The sequence below is a fragment of the Burkholderia sp. CpTa8-5 genome (assembly GCF_017815045.1).
Taxonomy (GTDB): Bacteria; Pseudomonadota; Gammaproteobacteria; order Burkholderiales; family Burkholderiaceae; genus Burkholderia; species Burkholderia sola.
In genome coordinates this window covers 101,252-118,683 of the sequence record NZ_JAGIQD010000021.1, presented here as the reverse complement: position 1 = coordinate 118,683, position 17,432 = coordinate 101,252, and the positions used below count along the sequence as shown (strand labels likewise).

Here is a 17,432-nt window from a genome sequence, read left to right as displayed (position 1 = left end):
ATCGGGCCGTCAAGTCCCGTCCTGCTCGTTATGCTGTCCGGTTCCTCAGAAAGAACCTTAACTGAACGGCATTAGCCCGAGGGCTGCTTTTTTCATGGCGAAGCGGCGGCGCGACTCGTATCGCGCCGACGGCTCACGAGCAGAACTTCGCGAGCAGCCCGAGCTGTGCGTTGCGGATCGTCTTGCCGGTGCGGCGCCGGCGATAGTGACCGTCGCTGTGCATCTGCCATGCCGACTGGTTGTCGCCGAGGCACACCGACAGCCCTTCGGCGATCACGCGCCGCTTGAGCTTGCGCTCGCGGATCGGGAACGCGACTTCGACCCGGCGGAACAGGTTGCGGTCCATCCAGTCGGCGCTCGACAGATAGACGTCCTCGGCGCCGCCCGCATGGAAATAGTAGATGCGGTGGTGTTCGAGGAAGCGGCCGACGATCGAGCGCACCGTGATGTTTTCCGATAGTCCCGGCACGCCGGGCTTCAGCGCGCAGACGCCGCGCACGATCAGGTCGACCTTGACGCCGGCCTGCGACGCTTCGTACAGCGCGGCGATCACCGACGGCTCCAGCAGCGCGTTCATTTTCGCGACGATGCGCGCGCGCTTGCCGGCCTGCGCATTGTCGATCTCCGCGCGGATCGAATCGATGATGCGCGGATGCAGCGTGAACGGCGACTGCCACAGCTCGTGCAGCGTCAGTTCGCCGCCGATTCCGGTCAGTTGCTGGAACACGTGATGCACGTCCTCGCAGATCTTCTGGTCGGCCGTCATCAGCCCGAAGTCGGTGTAGAGGCGCGCCGTGCGCGGATGGTAGTTGCCGGTGCCGAGGTGCACGTAGCGGCGCAGCGCAGCCTTGCCCGCCTGCACGACGCGCCGCACGATCAGCATCATCTTCGCGTGGCACTTGTGGCCGACCACGCCGTACACGACATGCGCGCCGACGGCTTCGAGCTGCGACGCCCAGTTGATGTTGGTTTCCTCGTCGAAGCGCGCGAGCAGCTCGACGACGACGGTCACTTCCTTGCCGTTGCGCGCGGCTTCCATCAGCGCGTCCATCAGCGGCGAGTCGGTGCCGGTGCGGTAGATCGTCTGTTTGATCGCGACGACGCTGGGGTCTTTCGCGGCCTGCTGCAGCAGTTCGAGCACGGGCTGGAAGCTCTCGTACGGGTGGTGCAGCAGGAGGTCGCCGGCGTCGATCGCGTCGAACATCGTCGGCGCGTTGGCGATTGCCGACGGCGTCGACGCGGTGAACGGCGCGAACTTCAGGTCGGGGCGATCGACGAGATCGGGAATCTGCATCAGCCGCACGAGGTTCACGGAGCCGGCCACGCGATAGCAGTCCTTGTCGCCGAGTTCGCTTTCCTCGAGCAGGCGCCGCACGATGTGCAGCGGCGTGTCGGCCGACACTTCGAGGCGTACCGCGTTGCCGAGGTGGCGCGCGGGCAACTCGCCCTGCAGCGCGACACGCAGGTTGGTGATTTCGTCTTCGTCGACGAACAGCTCGCTGTTGCGCGTGATGCGGAACTGGTTGCAGCTCTTCACGACGAGTTGCGGGAAGAGTTCGCCGACGAAGCGCTGCATGAACGAGCTCAACAGCACGAAGCCGTGCTCGAAACCCGACAGCGCATGCGGCATGCGCACCACGCGCGGCAGTGCACGCGGCGCCTGCACGATCCCCATCACGGCCTGGCGGCCGAACGCGTCGCGGCCTTCGAGCTCGACGACGAAGTTCAGGCTCTTGTTCAGCACGCGCGGGAATGGGTGGGCCGGATCGAGGCCGATCGGCGTCAGCACGGGCAGCAGTTCGTCGAGGAAGTAGCGTCGCGCCCATTCGAGCTGCTCGTCGTTCCACGTGTCGCTCGCATGGAAGTAGATGCCTTCCTGTTCGAGCGCCGGCAGCACGGTTTCGTGCAGCATCGTGTACTGTCGATGCACGAGCCGCTGCGCGCGTTCGACGACGAGATCGTAAGCGTGCTGCAACGACATGCCGTCGGGCGTCAGCGCGCCGGGGTTGTCGCGGATCTGCTCCTGCAGGCCGGCCATCCGGACTTCGAAGAATTCGTCGAGGTTGCTGCTGGTGATGCAGATGAAGCGCAGGCGCTCGAGCAACGGGACTTGCGGGTCGGCCGCCTGGGCCAGCACGCGCTCGTTGAAACCGAGGATGCCGAGTTCACGATTGAGAAGCGGGTAACGGACGGACATCGGCAGAGTAGGGGATGATTCAGGCGATGATTCGAAAGGACGCTCGGAAACTCTCACGGTACGATGACGTGCTGATGACAATCATGGTTTTATATCGGGAAATTCTACGCCCGAACCCTTTCGTCGCATAAATGTTTCGGCTATATGGAATGAAGCAGTGTGCATGCCCGTGAAGCGTGGCAACGGCAAGCGTTCCACGCTTAAAATGTCGCCTTTGATTGATCGCCCGCGGTTGCCGGCACGGCTGCCGCGAAAGAACGCGCACGGAGCCCCCTTCTGATGGTTACAACTCCCCACTTGCTGGCTGCCGTGGATCTCGGCTCGAACAGCTTCCGGCTGATCGTCGGGCGCGTCGAGGAAACGCCGGCGGGCAGCCAGATCTATCCCGTCGACGCGCTGCGCGAGCCGGTTCGGCTGGCGGCGGGGCTGTCGAGCGACAAGATGCTCGATCGCGCGTCGCAGGAGCGTGGCTGGGAGGCGCTCAAGCGGTTCGGCGAGCGCCTGCGCGACTTCCATCCCGATCATGTGCGCGCGGTGGCGACCAACACGCTGCGCGTCGCGAAGAACGCCCCCGAATTCCTCGGCGAGGCCGAGGCGGCGCTCGGGTTCCCGATCGAAGTAATCGCGGGCCGCGAAGAGGCGCGCCTCATCTATGCGGGCGCCGCGCACTCGGTGCCGGCGAGCGCCGGCAAGCGGCTCGTCGTCGACATCGGCGGCGGCTCGACCGAATTCATCATCGGCTCGCACTACACGCCGATCGTGATGGAGAGCCTCTATATCGGCTGCGTGAGCCATAGTCGCACCTTCTTCCCGGCCGGCAACGTCGACGAATACACGATGCGGCAGGCCGAGCTCGCGGCCAAGCGCGAGATCCAGATCATTTCGAGCGAATACAAGAAGGCCGGCTGGGACCAGGCGATCGGTTCGTCCGGCACCGCGCGCGCGCTCGCGGAGCTCGTCGAGGCGAACGGCTTCAACGATCCGGGCATCACGCACGGCATTTCGCGCGGCGGCCTCGAGCGGTTGAAGCGTGCGCTGATCAAGTCGGAGAACGTCAACCGGCTGAAGCTGATCGCGCTGAAGCCCGACCGCGTGCCGGTGCTCGCGGGCGGCCTCGCGATCATGCTGGCGGTGTTCGAGGAGCTGGGCGTCGACTACGTCGATACGACCGACGGCGCGCTGCGCCTCGGCGTGCTGTACGACTTGCTCGGCCGGACGCAGCACGAGGACATGCGCGCGGTGACCGTCGAGGGTTTCACGCGCCGCTACGGCGTCGATCGTGCGCAGGCCGGGCGGATCGGCGCGCTCGCGGTGCGTTTCTACGACGAGCTCGAGGAAGACGACGAGGAAGCGCGCGAGGAAGGGCGGATGTTTCTCGGCTGGGCGGCCGCGTTGCACGAAATCGGCCTGTCGATCTCGCACAGCGCGTATCACAAGCATTCGGCCTATATCGCGAGCAACGCGGACATGCCGGGTTTCTCGCGCACCGACCAGGCGCGGCTCGCCGCGCTCGTGCTCGGCCATGCGGGCAAGCTCGGCAAGCTGTCGCAGGCGCGCGAGGTCGAGTGGCCGCTGCTGTTCTGCCTGCGGCTCGCGGCGCTACTGTGCCGGCGCCGGACCGATGCGGGGCTGCCCGATATTTCCGTTTCGCAGATGAAGAAGGGCGGGTACGAGGTGCGTCTGCCGAGCGCCTGGGTCGAGCAGAACCCGCTGACCGACTACAGCCTCAGTCAGGAGGCGGCGGAGTGGGAGAAGGTCGGTATCCCGTATCGCGTGGTTTATACCGGCGCGTGACAGGGCGATTGCGGGGCCGGGAGGGTGACTCGGGCCCGGCGGATACTTCGATGGTGGCACTCGCTAGGTGTCGCCCCCCGTACGATCGTCAGCGGCCGCGCAGCGCGGGTGCTGACGGTCCGCTCAATCCGACGAGCAGACAATCGCGGTCAGGAACGGGAACGCCTGTTTGACGGTTGCGTCGCTGCCGGCCTTGTGCACGGCTTCCTCGACCGCGCTCTTCGTGCCGCGCACGACGACACCGTACGCCCAGTCGCCGATCGGCTTGCCGTCGCCCGGACGGAAGATCGGGTCGCTCGCCTGGTAGCCGAGCACGACGTAGACGCCGAAGCCGTACGCCGTCAGCGCGCGGTTCGTGCGGAACGCATTGACCGAATTCGATTCGACGTGCATCGGCTCCGACTGGATGTCGCCGGCCGCGAGCAGCGGCGCGACGAACTTGTGGCCGGTCGAATGGCAATCGAGCGCGTCGTCGAGCGCTTTCGCCGACGCAGGGCCGGCGGTGGCGAGCACGAGCAGCGACGCGCAGAGGGCTGGCTTGAGAATGTTGTTTTTCATGCGCGGTTGCAGGTTGTTCACACGTATTATCGCGTGTTCCAGCAAGTTCCGTGCGCGAGGCGGGAGATGCGCAGGCGTGGCGGGTGGTTCGTGGTTGGCTGCATTGCAGCTAGCCGTGAAAACGAGTGGGCGATTCAAGGGCTCGTAAAAATCACCCGTAAACGGAAAAAGGGGTTACACGCTTTTGGCATGTAACCCCTTGATTCCTTTGGTCGGAGCGATAGGATTCGAACCTACGACCCTCTGATCCCAAATCAGATGCGCTACCAGGCTGCGCTACGCTCCGACGAGCCAAAGATAATAACGTCGAATGGCCGATCCGGTCAATCACGATATGCGGGTAAATGTCGCGACCGCGAACCGCTCGCGATTGTCGCGACCGCGAACCGCCCGCGATTTGCGACAATTCCCATGATGATCGGCCGGCCCGAGCGCATGCGCGCGCGGCCGCTCGCCGAAGCAAGGAGAACATCATGATGAATCTGATCCTGTGGCGCCACGCCGAAGCCGAAGACTACGCGGCGAGCGATCTCGCGCGCCAGCTGACCGTGCGCGGCCGCAAGGACGCGCAGGCAATGGCCAAATGGCTGCGCGGCCGGCTGGAGACGAATACCGTGATCCTCGCGAGCCCGGCGGCGCGCACCGTGCAGACCGTCGAGGCGCTGACCGACCAGTACCGGACCGTCGACGCACTCGCGCCGGGCGGCAGCGTCGACGATGTGCTCGCGGCGGCCGGCTGGCCGGAAGGCATCGCGCCGACGGTCGTGATCGTCGGCCACCAGCCGACGCTCGGCAGCGTCGCCGCGCAATTGATCGTCGGCGGCGACGACAGCTGGAGCGTCAAGAAGGGCGGAATCGTGTGGCTCGCGAGCCGCACGCGCGACGGCAGCCGGCAGGCCGTGCTGCGCGCGGTGCTGACGCCCGAACTGGTGTGAAGCCCGCCTGAATGGGTTTGAAGGGATTGATCGTACGGTTTCGCAAGCTTTCTGCTAAAGTCAATTCGGCGACACGTCATTGAAAAGACACGGTCGTGCCACATAACGGTCACGGCCGGTTACTACATTGGCGGGCATGTCGTCCTATTCCTTACGATCAGGAAAGCCTAATGCGAGAACTGCCGACGCCTACGCTCCCTTTTGCCTCGCTGCCCCTCGACATGTCGCGGCGCCACCTGCCGCGCGCCAGTGAAACCGTCACATCGGAGTATCGCCTGCGCGCCGCATGGGCGCGTACGGAAGACGAATTGCGCGAAGCCCAGCGCCTGCGCTACAGCGTGTTCGCCGAAGAGATGGGCGCGCAGGTCAGCGGCCCGTCCGGTCTCGATGTCGATCCGTTCGACGCGTATTGCGACCACCTGCTGGTCCGCGATCTCGACACGCTGAAAGTCGTCGGCACGTACCGCGTGCTGCCGCCGCACCAGGCGGCACGTGTCGGCCGCCTCTACGCTGAAGGCGAATTCGACCTGTCGCGCCTCACGCATCTGCGCGGCAAGATGGTCGAGGTCGGCCGCTCGTGCGTGCACAGCGACTACCGCAGCGGCGCCGTCATCATGGCGCTGTGGGGCGGCCTGGGCGCGTACATGATGCAGAACGGCTACGAAACGATGCTGGGCTGCGCGAGCGTGTCGATGGCCGACGGCGGCCACTACGCGGCCAACCTGTACCAGTCGCTGTCGGCCGGCTCGCTGACGGCGCCCGAGTATCGCGCGTTCCCGCACACGGCCCTGCCGGTCGACGAACTGCAGACGGGCACCGTCGTCGCGCCGCCGCCGCTGATCAAGGGTTACCTGCGTCTCGGTGCGAAGATTTGCGGCGCACCGGCCTGGGATCCCGACTTCAACTGCGCGGATTTCCTGACGCTGTTCCGCCTGTCGGACATCAACGCGCGCTACGCACGCCACTTCCTGGGCTGAGCGGTCTGAACCGTATCGCGCCCCTGAGGCGCGGCGCACGCAAGCGAACGCCGTCGCGTGGCAAGTGCTGCGCGACGGCGTTCATGTATCTGGCGCATGTATATGTATCGGCCCTGATAATTTCAGCGACACGCGACGCTCATCGTGCCGCGGTGCGGCACGTTCGCGACGGCCCGGGGAGGGCCGAGCAGCAGCGACGCGCTCAGTGCTTGCGCCGCCAGTCGAGCAGATGGTGTTCCGCCATCCAGTGGTGGATCATCCCTTCGCCTTCGTGGCTGCGCTTGTATTCGCGCGACTCGAAGTACGACAGCGCGACGAGCACCATCAGACCGATGAACAGGCCGATCAGGCCCGCAATTTCTTCAGACGACATGGCAGCCTCCTTTCAACGGCACAGCGCCATGCGTACATAGTAGGACATGTGCGGCGCAACCCCGAAACCGGATTTCCGCTAGACTCGGCGCGGTCCCGGCGTGCGATGGGCGCGCCGTTTTCCGGAGCTCTACCTGATGACCCGTTTCATGCTGGCCGTGCTGGCCGCATCCCTCCTTGCCGCCTGCAGCAGCGATCCTCGCCAGGCGCGCCGCGGCCACCCACCGGAAGATCCTGCCGACTATCACGGCGTGCCGACCGACATGACGCCGCCGTCGATGCTCGACGCGCCGTCGCCGAAGCCGGTGCAGTAACGCTCGGCCGCGCTCGCCGTCACGCGCGGGTCGCGGACGCGGCCTGCGGGTCCGCACCAATGCGCCGCAACAGCGCCGGCAGGTAGCGCGCGAGCGTCGCGCCGCGCGCGGCCATGAACAGGAGCAGCGCAAACCAGAGGCCGTGATTGCCGAATGTGCCGACGGCGGCGAGCGTGGCCGCGATGAAGATCGACAACGACACGACCATCGCGCGCATCAGCGATTGCGTCTGCGTCGCGCCGATGAACACGCCGTCGAGCAGGAAACCCCAGACCGACACGATCGGCGAGATCGCGGCCCACGGCAGGTAGCGCAGCGCGACGGCGCGGATCTCGACCTGATCGGTCAGGCGCGCGACGATCCAGCCGCCCGCCGCCCAGTAAACGAGCGCGAACAGCAGCGCGCCAAGTGCCGACCAGAACAGCGTGACGCGCACGGCTTGCCGGAATGCGCGGCGATCGCGCGCGCCGGCCGCCGCGCCGACGAGCGCCTCGGCCGCATGCGCGAAGCCGTCGAGGCCGTACGCCATGAAGGTCTGGAAATTCAGCAGCAGTGCATTCGCTGCGAGCGTCGCGTCGCCCTGTTTCGCGCCGAGATGCGCGAACCAGCCGAACGCGCCGAGCAGGCACAGCGTGCGCAGGAAGATGTCGCGATTGAGCGCGATCAGCCGCTTGAGCGCGACGCGGTCGGCAAGCGCACGTGCCGCGAGCGGGGCCAAGCCGCGCGGCCGCAGCCGCCACAGCATCCACGCGCCGAGCGCGAAGCCGCATGCGTCCGCGGTGGCGGTCGCCGCGCCGATACCCGCGATGCCCCAGCCGAAGCCGTACACGTAGAGCAGCACGGCGGCGATGTTCACCGCGTTGATGAACACCTGCGCGACGAGCGCGAGCCGGACGCGCTGCTTGCCGAGCAGGTAGCCGAGCACCACGTAGTTCGCGAGCGCGAACGGTGCGCTCCAGATCCGTGCGTGGCTGTATGCGAGCGCCGTCGCGCGGACCGCATCGCTGCCGCCGAGCGCGGACAGCGCGAACGACAGCAGCGGCACCTGCAGCGCCAGCACCGCGGCGCCGAGCGCGAACGCGACGATCAGCGCGCGCAGCAGGTTCAGGCGGATCCCGGCGGCGTCGCCGGCGCCATGCGCCTGCGCGACGAGCCCGGTCGTCCCCATCCGCAGGAAGCCGAAGCCCCAGAACACGAAATTGAAGAACAGCCCGCCGAGCGCGACGCCGCCGAGATATTGCGCGCCGTCGAGGTGGCCGGCGACGGCCGTGTCGACGGCGCCGAGGATCGGTTGGGTCAGGTTCGCGACGACGATCGGAAACGCGAGCGCGAGGACGCGCCGATGCGTGACGGCGGCCGCGGCGCCGCCGTCCCCGTGCGGTAACGCGGAATCGGACATGGCGGACGCGTCAGGCGCGTTCCTGCACGCAGACCCACGGCGAGACGACGACCGCCCACAGCTCCGGATTGCGCGCCGCGTAGTCGGCGGCGGTCTCGGCCGGCATGCGCGCGACGAGGCCGGACGACAGCCAGCGCGTGACCTGTTCGGCGTCGTCGCTGGCGACGGCTTCCGCGACGCTGACGAGATCGAGGTCGCGTGCGATCGACAGCAGCTTGCCCTGCGCGAAGAAGCGCTCGAGATCGCACCAGTCGATCTTGGCGGTCTCGCCGAGGAGTTTGGCGTAGAGCGGGCTGTGCGACGCGCCCGCGGCGGCGTGTTGATCAGAGGACATCGGTTTCTTGGAAAGACTGCGTGGCGCCACTATAAACCATCCGGCCGGGCGGGCCGCTCACGCGTCGCGCAGCGCGCTCCCTGCCCAGTCGGCGGGCGTCGCGCGCGAAAGGTACCGATCCGGTCGCCGCGCCGCAGGCCGGCACGCGCAAAGCTGTTCGCGAGCCGGTTAGAGGCATTCCTCAGGTCGTCGAGCGTGACGCGGAAAACGCCGCCTTGCGTCGTTTCGTGGATCAGCGCGAGGCGCCCGCTGCCGTCTGCCCATTTGTCGCACACGTCCACGCCGATGTTGTAGCGCGCCGGAATGCCCCACTGGAAGCGGGAGAGGCGCGCGTCGTAGCAGTCGGCGGCGGGCAGCATCGGGCGGTCTCCTGGTGTCGAGCGTGGCGTCGGGTGAACGGCTTACATCAGGAATTCACGCAGACGAATCCACAATGGTGTTTCCTGATAGGGAATGTTCGGACTCGTCCAATAGGCGAGGCTCAGTGCACGATTCCACAATGACGCATAAGATCAAGACAAAACAGTGGTGTGACCATGGATTTGCTTCTGATAGCTGCGGGGTTCAGCCTGATTGGAATCGGGGTGCTGGTGGTGTTTGCTCGTCACGTCGATCCGTTGTCCGGCCGTTTCACCGGACGTCTGCGCAAGCGCTGACTCGATTTTTTCCGTTTTCGACGCGACGGCACGCGATGCGCGCCGGCGTCGCGTGTCGTCTGTCGTGCGCTCAGCGCGCCGGCAGGTAGCGTGACGGATCGATCGAGCGGCCGCCATAGCGCAGCTCGAAATGCAGCGCGACGCGATCGCTGTCGCTGTTGCCCATCTCCGCGATCGATTGCCCCTGCGTGACCGACTGGCCTTCCTTCACCAGCAGCGCGCGGTTGTGCGCATAGGCCGTCAGGTAATCGGCGTTGTGCTTCAAGATGATCAAGTTGCCGTAGCCGCGCAGCCCGTTACCGGCGTAGACCACGACGCCCGGCGCGGCCGCGACCACCGGCGTGCCCGGCGAATTCGCGATGTCGATGCCCTTCGATTTCGAGCCGTCGAACGTGCGCACCACGTTGCCGGCCGCCGGCCAGATCAGCGCGATGCTCGTGGCCGGCTTCACGGCCGATTCGACCGGCGCGGAAGGGGCCGGGCGCGCGCGGCCCGCGCTGCCGGTGCCGGTGGTCGACGGCGTCGACGCGGTGGTCGTGCCGGGCGGCGGTGCGACGCGCAGCACCTGGCCGACTTCGATCGCGTCGGGGTTCGTCATCTGGTTCCAGCGCACGATGCTCTGTACCGACGTGCGGTTGTCGCGCGCGATCTTGTACAGCGTGTCGCCACGCTCGACGCGATAGAACCCGGGGCCGACGGGCGCGGAGCCGCACGCGACGAGCAGGGCGGCGCAGGCGGCTGCGAAGAGTCGCTTCGTTGTTGTTCCGAACATTGAACCTCGCAAAACCCCGCCGCGCATGACGCGGCAGGCAACACAAAACGTCAGATTTTAACGGGTTCGACCCGCGCACTGCAGTTTCGGTCGCGGGTGCGGCTGCCGCGCCCCGGTTCGGCGCGTGTCGAATCAGCCGGCGAGCGGCGCGACGCGGATCCGCAGCGTGGCCGTCTCGGTCGCGCCCGGCGCGAGCATGCGCAGCCCGCGCCCGTTGTGGATCGCATCGGGCAGGCCGAGCCACGGTTCGACGCAATAGAAATCCGAATCCGGCTTTTCGGTCCACGTCGTGACCGCGTACCACGGGATCGAGCCCGGCACGTCCAGCGCGATCTCGATCGTGCGGCGGCGGCCCGGCATCACGATGCGCACCGGCGCCAACGGCTGGCCGTCGAGGCAGTGAAACCGATCGAGGATATCCGGATCGTCGAGGCGATAACGGGCCTGGCCCGGTTCGGGCTGGCTGATCGAGCCGTCCGCGCGCTGTTGGCAACGGTGCGTCGGCGGCAGCTCGAGGACGGTGTCGGCCCGCTCGCCGTGCGGCAGCGCGAAATAGAAATGGTGGCCGGCGTAATAGGGCAGCGGCGTGTCGCCGCGATTGGTCGTCGTCAGCGCGACGTCCAGCGTATGCGCGTCGGCCAGCCGGTAGGTCGTTTCGAAGCGGAAATCGAACGGGTAGCTCGCGCGTAGCGTATCGTTCGCGTCGAGCGTCATCGACAGCGCGGCGCCGTCGGCCGACGGGTGCGCGTCGAACGGCAGATCGCGCGCGAAACCGTGCATCGGCAGGTCGCGGACGACGCCGGCTGCGTCGCGCCAGCGGCCGATCTCGCCGTCGACGCGGTGGCGGCCGAGGAACGGGAACAGCAGCGGATTGCCGCCGCGCACGCGTGCGAGGTTGCTCCAGTCGGCGGTTTCCGGCCAGAAGATCACCGGTTCGCCATCGACGTGCCAGGACAGCAGGCGGCCGCCGAATTGCGGGGCGACCCGGACGAGCGACGGGCCGGCGTGAAGTTCGTGAATGTCGTGTTGCTGGAAGATCGGCATGGCGAATCGGGTTGGGCGGGGTGACGGGAGCAACGGGCGTTCCATTATCGGGCCGCGGCCGGTCGGGGAAAACCCTTCTCGGGAAATTGCGAGTTTTTAACACGGTCGACCGTCGGGATAATGCCTCTAAACCGGTGATGTTGCCGGGTCATGACACTTCGTGGAGGGGGCCATGGATCTGGCAATGGCAATGGGAATCGCACTGTTCGGCATGTTTACCGGCAGCACGGTATTATTTTTCTATCAGCTCGGCCGCTGACGGCAATTCCTGCCGAAGTCGACAGGCCCGCCATGCAAATGGCGGGCTTTTTGCTTTCTGCGCGCTTACAAATTGCAGGTGTTTGTGTGCAGCGCCGCAATATCCAGCCAAATGCCTTGGCGCAGTAATCCTGGCTCGGCATAATCGGGGCGCGTTTTTCAGGACGCGCATCGCGTCGTCCGCCTTCCTTCCCGCTTAATCTTCACTAAAAGGACCGACGCGTGAGCCTCTGGTTTCTGGTATTCCTGAGCGTCCTGCAGGGCGTTACCGAACTCTTCCCCGTCAGCAGCCTTGGCCATACGCTGCTCGTGCCGGCGCTGTTCGGCATGCACATCGACAAGCACGCGCCGCAACTGCTGCCATTCCTCGTCGCGCTCCATCTCGGCACCGCGCTGGCGCTGCTGTGGTACTTCCGCGCGCGCTGGATCGCGCTGATCGGCGGCTTCTTCGCGCAGCTCGGCGGCCGCAAGAACGACGACGGGCACCTGATGTGGGCGCTGATCATCGGCACGATCCCGACCGGCATCGTCGGGCTGCTGCTCGAGAAGCGAATCGAGCGCGTGTTTCACGATCTGCGGATCGTCGCGATCGCGTTGATCGTCAACGGCGTGTTGCTGTGGGTCGGCGATCGCATCCAGCGCAGCCGCGCGCATCAGCCGCCCGAGAAGATGACGTTCAAGCAGGCGTTCTTCGTGGGCCTCGCGCAGATCGGCGCGTTGATTCCGGGCTTCTCGCGCAGCGGGCTGACGATGATCGCCGGCAACGTGGCCGGGCTGACGGCGGAAAAGGCCGCGGAATTCTCGTTCCTGCTCGGCACGCCGATCATCTTTGCCGCGGGCGTGCTCGAATTGCCGAAGCTGTTCCATGCGCGCGACCAGCTCGCCGATGCGCTGCTCGGCGGCGTGCTGACGGCGATCGCCGCGTACCTGAGCGTGCGGTTCCTGATGCGCTATTTCGAAGGGCGCGGCCGGCTCGCGTCATTCGGCGTGTATTGCGTGATCGCCGGCGTGTTCTGCCTCGGCTGGTTCATGCTGCATCCGCAGCCGGTTTGATGCCGCAGGGGCCGGTCTCGCGTGATCTGGTGCGATGATCGGGTATAATTTCGGGCTCGGCTTCGTGTCGGGCCCGTTTTGTTTCGGGGTTTGAGTCGTTATGAGGGGGCGGTGTTGCTGCTGCTCGTGACTCAAAAGCCCGATGCCGAATGCGGTCCACGTCACGCCGTGTCTTTTCTCCCCGACCGCCCTTAGCTCAGTTGGATAGAGCAACGGCCTTCTAAGCCGTAGGTCACACGTTCGAATCGTGTAGGGCGGGCCAGTGAAATCAATGGGTTAGATCGTATTTCGAACTCTATCCCGATCCTCAAAAAATTCCATGTAGGCACCGTGTAGGTGTTCACGGCCAATGCAAATCCAGATTAATCCATGTCGGAAGGGGCGTTGGGGTGAACCGCACCGAGTTTGGTGGAGGCTCCAACTCTTGAGAAAATGGAGCCATGAACAAGAAGCCAAGCAAGTTTTCCCCGGAAGTGCGAGAGCGCGCAGTGCGCCTGGTACGCGAGCAGCGTAGCGAATACCCGTCGATGTGGGCAGCAGTCGAATCGATTGCACCGATGATCGGCTGCACGCCGCAGACGTTGCTGGATTGGGTCAAGCGCGACGAGGTCGACCGTGGGGAACGGGATGGCGCGAGCACGGTCGAGCGTGAACGCATCAAAGCCCTGGAGCGCGAGGTCAAAGAACTGCGCCGGACCAACGAGATTCTCAAGCTGGCAAGCGCGTTTTTCGCCCAGGCGGAGCTCGACCGCCGTTTCAAGTCCTGAAGGCCTTCATTGATCAGCATCGCGACACCTTCGGGGTCGAGCCGATCTGCAAGGTCTTGCGGATTGCCCCGTCGGGTTACCGACGCCATGCAGCACAACTTCGCGATCCGTCGAAACGCTGCGCCCGCGCGAAACGCGATGAGCTTTTGCAACCGGAGATCAAGCGTGTCTGGCAGGCAAACATGCAGGTCTACGGCGTGCCGAAGGTCTGGAAGCAGATGAACCGGGAAGGCATTGCGGTGGCACGCTGCACGGTCGGACGGTTGATGAAGCTGCAGGGCTTGCGTGGCGCAGTTTGCGGTAAGCGTGTTCGCACGACGATTGCCGATGTGACCGCGCCGCGCCCGCTGGACCGAGTCAACCGGCAGTTCAAGGCCGACCGAATCAGCTCTGGGTGTCGGATTTTACGTATGTCTCGACATGGCAAGGCTGGCTGTACGTGGCATTTGTGATCGACGTGTTTTGCCCGCCGTATTGTTGGCTGGTGCGTCAGCTCGTCGATGACCACGGACTTCGTTCTGGATGCACTTGAACAGGCGCTGTACGCCCGCCAACCGGGCGAGGACGGGACTTTGATTCATCATTCCGACAGAGGATCTCAATACGTCAGCATTCGCTACAGCGAACGGCTGGCTGAGGCTGGCATCGAGCCGTCGGTTGGCAGCCGGGGCGACAGCTACGACAATGCGCTGGCTGAAACGATCAACGGCCTCTACAAGACGGAACTGATTCATCGGCGCGCCCCTTGGAAAACGAGGGAATCCGTCGAATTGGCAACGCTGGAATGGGTGGCCTGGTACAACCATCATCGGCTGATGGAGCCGCTCGGCTATATCCCGCCCGCTGAGGCTGAGGCAAACTACTACAGGCAACTCAGAAATGCCGCCGACGTGCCTGCATTAACTTAAACCAACCAGCCTCCACGATTCCCGGTGCGGTTCAGAAGTGCGGCGGCGGAGCGGCTGTAGTTGGCCGTGCTCGTGGAGGTGATATATAGGTGAATCCTTTTAGAATCGACCGCAGTGGTCGAACCTTAGGCCGCACGAGTTCGTTCTTGAACCTGATGCTCGCGTAGATAGATGCTATCGGGAATTCATTGCAGGGTGGCCACACAAAGTCACGGAATGGCCGATAGCTTTGTGGGGGCGAAGCCGGACGCAGCGACTCCTCGACGTTATATTGCGACAGGTAGATACGTCGAGCGCGTTGGCGTGTGACTGTCTGACTTTGTAAGGGAGTGCCAACTCACCACGCTAATCTTAGTCAGTTTGTTGAAAGCAGCGTCTTTATAAGAAATGAACGCTTTTTCACTGACGTTTGCTATGCTCTAATATTGAAATCGAATCGATATTTGTTTCAAGTCTCTTTCTGTAATTTTACATTAACATTATCGTCGAATTGTCTGAGAGCAATAGACGTGTTTCCCTAAACGGGGTTGTTGCATGGCATCGGACATGCTGGATAAGGTGCTGCGCGGCGGTTACGCGCAGTTCGATCGTATCGTCAAACTTGATACTCCACTCGGCGACAACTGGCTCACACCACTGTACGTTAAGATCAACGCGCGGCTCGGGCGCAATTTCGAGGTGACCGTCGACGCCTCATCCGTCATGGGCGACAAGATCAAGCTCGGTGCCCTGATGCTGCAGCCCGTCACACTCTGGATTCGCCAGACGGACGGTGGCTATCTGCCAATCCACGGCTACGTGCAACAGGCTCGTCGCTTGGGGAACGATGGCACTTTGTCATATTTTCAGCTCCATTTCGCTTCATGGTTGAGCTTCCTCAAGCTCAGCAGCGATCGGCGCGATTGGCAGGAAGCCAGCGGCTGGCAGATCCTCACCGACGTATTCGACAAACATCCGCAAGCCTCTGGCAACTACGGTCAGGAACTGCGCACGGCGATACGCTCATATTCGCACCGCGTGCAGTGGGAAACCGACTGGAATTTTGTCCACCGGAGTCTGGAGGAAATCGGCGTGTTCCCGCGCTTCGATTTCGCGAAGGACGGCAAGTCGCACAAGGTCGTCATGATGGACGACCTCTATTTTGGGCCGTCGCTACCGAATTCGGAGATGAAGTTCAGCCACGCGGGTACCGATGAGGATTTCGACGGACTCACCCAGTTGAGCGAACAGCAGGACGCCCAAAGTGCGACGCTGACGCTCGGCACCGCCGACTATAAGCGACCTGACCTCGATAAACAGGCGAGCACGCCAGCGGCTGATCTTGATGAGTTACCCGGTCAGGGCGAAGAGTATCTCTATACCGGCTCACAGACGTGGGCAGAATCTGATGCTGGACAACAACAGGCCCGCATCCGCACCGAGGAATGGGCTTCGCGAGCAAAACGCTATTTCGCGATCGGCAGTCCCCGTTATGCATTGCCCGGCTACTGGTTCAAGGTGTCGGGACATCCCCTCTTCGATGCATTGCCGGAAGAAGAACGCGAACTGTCGATCATCGCGAGCGACTGGCTGATCCAAAATAACTTGCCCGGCATGGATGCGCTCACGCGATTCCCGCGCAGCCTGCGCAGCGAGATCGAGCAGGTCCAGGCGGCTGGGACCGGTACGACCGTGAGCCACCGTGATGGCGGTGTCGGATTTTTTCACGTCGAGATCGAAGCACAACGCCGCAAGACGCCGTTTCGTAGTCCGTTCGAGCACGAGAAGCCCGAGATGCACTTGCAGACGGCGATTGTCGTAACCGACAGCGATGAAGAAATCGTCACGGACGATGGCAACCGTGTGCGGGTCAGGACATCGAACAGCCGAAAAGACCGCAATACGAAGTCGACGTCATGGATTCGCGCAGCGATGCCGGACGCAGGTTCAAAGCGCGGCGGTTACTTTCCGTTGCGCAAAGACGATCAGGTGCTCCTCGGATTCGTGAATGGCGACTGTGACCGGCCGGTAATCATCTCGCGACTGCACGGTGGCGCAACGATGCCGGTGTGGCACACGCACGGCCTGCTGTCCGGCTTCCGTTCTCGCGAATACGGCGGTGAAGGCTTCAACCAGCTCGTCATGGACGACGCTACCGGTCAGAACCGAGTCCACCTTTACTCGTCGAGCTACAGTTCTCACCTGCATTTGGGCTACCTGATCGAACAATCCGATAACACGCGCGGCTCGTTCCTCGGCAACGGATTCGACCTGAAGTCCGGCGCGTACGGCGCGGTACGCGCCGAGCAGGGGCTCTATGTATCGACGCAGCCAGCCACCGCCCAGCCGCTGAACGTAACGGCCGCCACCGATCCGCTTGCTGGCGCGGAAGCCGTGCTCGAGACCGTGTCGAAGGCCAGTGAAACGAACCGCGCCGAAAGCCTCCAGGACGGTCAGGCCGCGCTGAAGTCGTTCACCGACGCAACGCAGCGCACGGTCGCCGGTTCTGCCAGCGGCGGCCGTACAGCGGGCGGCGGCACGGGCAATGCGAACGGTTTTGCGAAGCCGGTGATGCTGCTGTCGAGCCCTGAAGGCATCGCCGCGTCGACGCAGCAGTCGATGCATGTCACGGCGAACCAGCACGCGAACGTCGTTGCAGGCAAGAACGTCAACTTGGCCGCCGGTAAAGCGTTGCTGGTCAGTGTGCTCGACAAGATCAGCCTGTTCGCGCAAAACCTCGGCATCAAGATTTTCGCGGCAAAGGGACCGGTAGACATTCAGGCGCAAAGCGGCTCGGCCTCGCTGGTGGGGCTGCAAGACGTGAAGATCGAAAGCGCGGACGGACGGCTGATTCTGACGGCCGCGAAGGAAGTGTGGATCGGGGCGGGCGGCTCATACATCAGCATCAAGGGCGGTTTGATCGAGAACGTGACGACCGGACAGATTCTGGAAAAATGCGGCAGTTGGGACAAACCGAGTGGTGGCAGCGGAATGAAGCTTGATCCGCTGAAGGCGACGCCGGTATCGACTGACGGTGGACGCGGATCACTCTTCTCCGGCTGACACGGAAACGCAACACTCCGTCGCAACACGAAAGCAAAAACGAGAGATTCCG

13 protein-coding genes, 2 tRNA genes, 2 pseudogenes and 1 other annotated feature are annotated in these 17,432 nt (G+C 64.2%); of the genes and pseudogenes, 8 read left to right on the top strand and 9 right to left on the bottom strand.

Annotation, left to right across the window (positions count from 1 at the left end):
• Positions 1-133 precede the first annotated feature (133 nt).
• A complete protein-coding gene (gene ppk1, locus J8I35_RS26290) occupies positions 134-2,197 on the bottom strand; it encodes a polyphosphate kinase 1 (RefSeq protein ID WP_209927724.1) in 2,064 nt (687 codons plus the stop codon).
• 279 nt (positions 2,198-2,476) lie between these two features.
• Here ppk1 and ppx point away from each other — a divergent pair, with 279 nt between their 5' ends.
• Positions 2,477-3,991, top strand: a complete 1,515-nt coding sequence (gene ppx / locus J8I35_RS26285; RefSeq protein ID WP_050015227.1) for an exopolyphosphatase — start codon at positions 2,477-2,479, stop codon at positions 3,989-3,991.
• 123 nt (positions 3,992-4,114) lie between these two features.
• Here the strand turns inward: ppx and J8I35_RS26280 are convergent, their stop codons facing one another.
• Both J8I35_RS26280 and J8I35_RS26275 read right to left on the bottom strand, forming a co-directional pair.
• Positions 4,115-4,549, bottom strand: coding sequence for a hypothetical protein (locus J8I35_RS26280; protein WP_209927722.1), 435 nt, complete (start codon positions 4,547-4,549; stop codon positions 4,115-4,117).
• Positions 4,550-4,758: 209 nt separating this feature from the next.
• Positions 4,759-4,835, bottom strand: a tRNA-Pro gene (locus J8I35_RS26275).
• A gap of 187 nt (positions 4,836-5,022) precedes the next feature.
• On the opposite strand from J8I35_RS26275, the gene sixA reads away from it, so the two are divergent.
• On the top strand, positions 5,023-5,484 hold the full coding sequence (gene sixA / locus J8I35_RS26270) for a phosphohistidine phosphatase SixA (protein WP_050013658.1): 462 nt from the start codon (positions 5,023-5,025) through the stop codon (positions 5,482-5,484).
• 170 nt (positions 5,485-5,654) lie between these two features.
• Positions 5,655-6,461: a GNAT family N-acyltransferase gene (locus J8I35_RS26260; protein WP_124594931.1), complete on the top strand. Its 807-nt coding sequence runs from the start codon at positions 5,655-5,657 to the stop codon at positions 6,459-6,461.
• A gap of 202 nt (positions 6,462-6,663) precedes the next feature.
• Here the strand turns inward: J8I35_RS26260 and J8I35_RS26255 are convergent, their stop codons facing one another.
• Complete coding sequence (locus tag J8I35_RS26255) at positions 6,664-6,834, bottom strand: hypothetical protein (protein ID WP_006476323.1); 171 nt, start codon at positions 6,832-6,834, stop codon at positions 6,664-6,666.
• Between the two features lie 136 nt (positions 6,835-6,970).
• On the opposite strand from J8I35_RS26255, the gene J8I35_RS26250 reads away from it, so the two are divergent.
• Positions 6,971-7,147 (top strand): hypothetical protein, encoded by a 177-nt coding sequence (locus J8I35_RS26250; protein WP_089467143.1) that lies wholly within the window; start codon positions 6,971-6,973, stop codon positions 7,145-7,147.
• Positions 7,148-7,166: 19 nt separating this feature from the next.
• Here the strand turns inward: J8I35_RS26250 and J8I35_RS26245 are convergent, their stop codons facing one another.
• The 5 genes and pseudogenes from J8I35_RS26245 to J8I35_RS26225 form a co-directional block, all read right to left on the bottom strand.
• Positions 7,167-8,546, bottom strand: a complete 1,380-nt coding sequence (locus J8I35_RS26245) for an MATE family efflux transporter (protein WP_209927720.1) — start codon at positions 8,544-8,546, stop codon at positions 7,167-7,169.
• A gap of 10 nt (positions 8,547-8,556) precedes the next feature.
• A complete protein-coding gene (locus J8I35_RS26240; RefSeq protein ID WP_050013661.1) occupies positions 8,557-8,880 on the bottom strand; it encodes a DUF2288 domain-containing protein in 324 nt (107 codons plus the stop codon).
• A gap of 116 nt (positions 8,881-8,996) precedes the next feature.
• Positions 8,997-9,239, bottom strand: a pseudogene (locus J8I35_RS26235) (AMP-dependent synthetase); the annotation flags it as partial.
• Between the two features lie 367 nt (positions 9,240-9,606).
• On the bottom strand, positions 9,607-10,308 hold the full coding sequence (locus J8I35_RS26230; protein WP_006476318.1) for a peptidoglycan DD-metalloendopeptidase family protein: 702 nt from the start codon (positions 10,306-10,308) through the stop codon (positions 9,607-9,609).
• A 132-nt stretch (positions 10,309-10,440) separates the two neighbouring features.
• The gene (locus J8I35_RS26225; protein WP_124594933.1) at positions 10,441-11,352 is read right to left on the bottom strand and encodes an aldose epimerase; all 912 of its coding nucleotides are present in this window, start codon (positions 11,350-11,352) and stop codon (positions 10,441-10,443) included.
• Positions 11,353-11,832: 480 nt separating this feature from the next.
• On the opposite strand from J8I35_RS26225, the gene J8I35_RS26220 reads away from it, so the two are divergent.
• The 4 genes and pseudogenes from J8I35_RS26220 (at position 11,833) to J8I35_RS26205 (ending at position 17,380) form a co-directional block, all read left to right on the top strand.
• A complete protein-coding gene (locus J8I35_RS26220) occupies positions 11,833-12,663 on the top strand; it encodes an undecaprenyl-diphosphate phosphatase (RefSeq protein WP_050013665.1) in 831 nt (276 codons plus the stop codon).
• A gap of 185 nt (positions 12,664-12,848) precedes the next feature.
• Positions 12,849-12,925 (top strand) — tRNA-Arg (locus tag J8I35_RS26215).
• A gap of 178 nt (positions 12,926-13,103) precedes the next feature.
• Positions 13,104-14,338: pseudogene (locus J8I35_RS26210) on the top strand (IS3 family transposase).
• Positions 13,385-13,501: a sequence feature (AL1L pseudoknot), on the top strand. Its footprint overlaps the pseudogene before it by 117 nt.
• Positions 14,339-14,872: 534 nt before the next feature.
• Positions 14,873-17,380 carry a type VI secretion system Vgr family protein gene (locus J8I35_RS26205; RefSeq protein ID WP_209927718.1) on the top strand — a complete coding sequence of 836 codons (2,508 nt, stop codon included), beginning with the start codon at positions 14,873-14,875 and terminating at the stop codon, positions 17,378-17,380.
• Positions 17,381-17,432 lie beyond the last annotated feature (52 nt).

Excerpts from the sequence above, each read along its gene's own strand:
- J8I35_RS26255 (WP_006476323.1), bottom strand. The coding sequence starts at position 6,834 with ATGTCGTCTGAAGAAATTGCGGGCCTGATCGGCCTGTTCATCGGTCTG.
- ppx (WP_050015227.1), top strand. The coding sequence starts at position 2,477 with ATGGTTACAACTCCCCACTTGCTGGCTGCCGTGGATCTCGGCTCGAAC.
- J8I35_RS26230 (WP_006476318.1), bottom strand. The coding sequence starts at position 10,308 with ATGTTCGGAACAACAACGAAGCGACTCTTCGCAGCCGCCTGCGCCGCC.
- J8I35_RS26250 (WP_089467143.1), top strand. The coding sequence starts at position 6,971 with ATGACCCGTTTCATGCTGGCCGTGCTGGCCGCATCCCTCCTTGCCGCC.
- J8I35_RS26245 (WP_209927720.1), bottom strand. The coding sequence starts at position 8,546 with ATGTCCGATTCCGCGTTACCGCACGGGGACGGCGGCGCCGCGGCCGCC.
- J8I35_RS26240 (WP_050013661.1), bottom strand. The coding sequence starts at position 8,880 with ATGTCCTCTGATCAACACGCCGCCGCGGGCGCGTCGCACAGCCCGCTC.
- J8I35_RS26225 (WP_124594933.1), bottom strand. The coding sequence starts at position 11,352 with ATGCCGATCTTCCAGCAACACGACATTCACGAACTTCACGCCGGCCCG.
- J8I35_RS26260 (WP_124594931.1), top strand. The coding sequence starts at position 5,655 with ATGCGAGAACTGCCGACGCCTACGCTCCCTTTTGCCTCGCTGCCCCTC.
- J8I35_RS26280 (WP_209927722.1), bottom strand. The coding sequence starts at position 4,549 with ATGAAAAACAACATTCTCAAGCCAGCCCTCTGCGCGTCGCTGCTCGTG.
- sixA (WP_050013658.1), top strand. The coding sequence starts at position 5,023 with ATGATGAATCTGATCCTGTGGCGCCACGCCGAAGCCGAAGACTACGCG.
- J8I35_RS26205 (WP_209927718.1), top strand. The coding sequence starts at position 14,873 with ATGGCATCGGACATGCTGGATAAGGTGCTGCGCGGCGGTTACGCGCAG.
- ppk1 (WP_209927724.1), bottom strand. The coding sequence starts at position 2,197 with ATGTCCGTCCGTTACCCGCTTCTCAATCGTGAACTCGGCATCCTCGGT.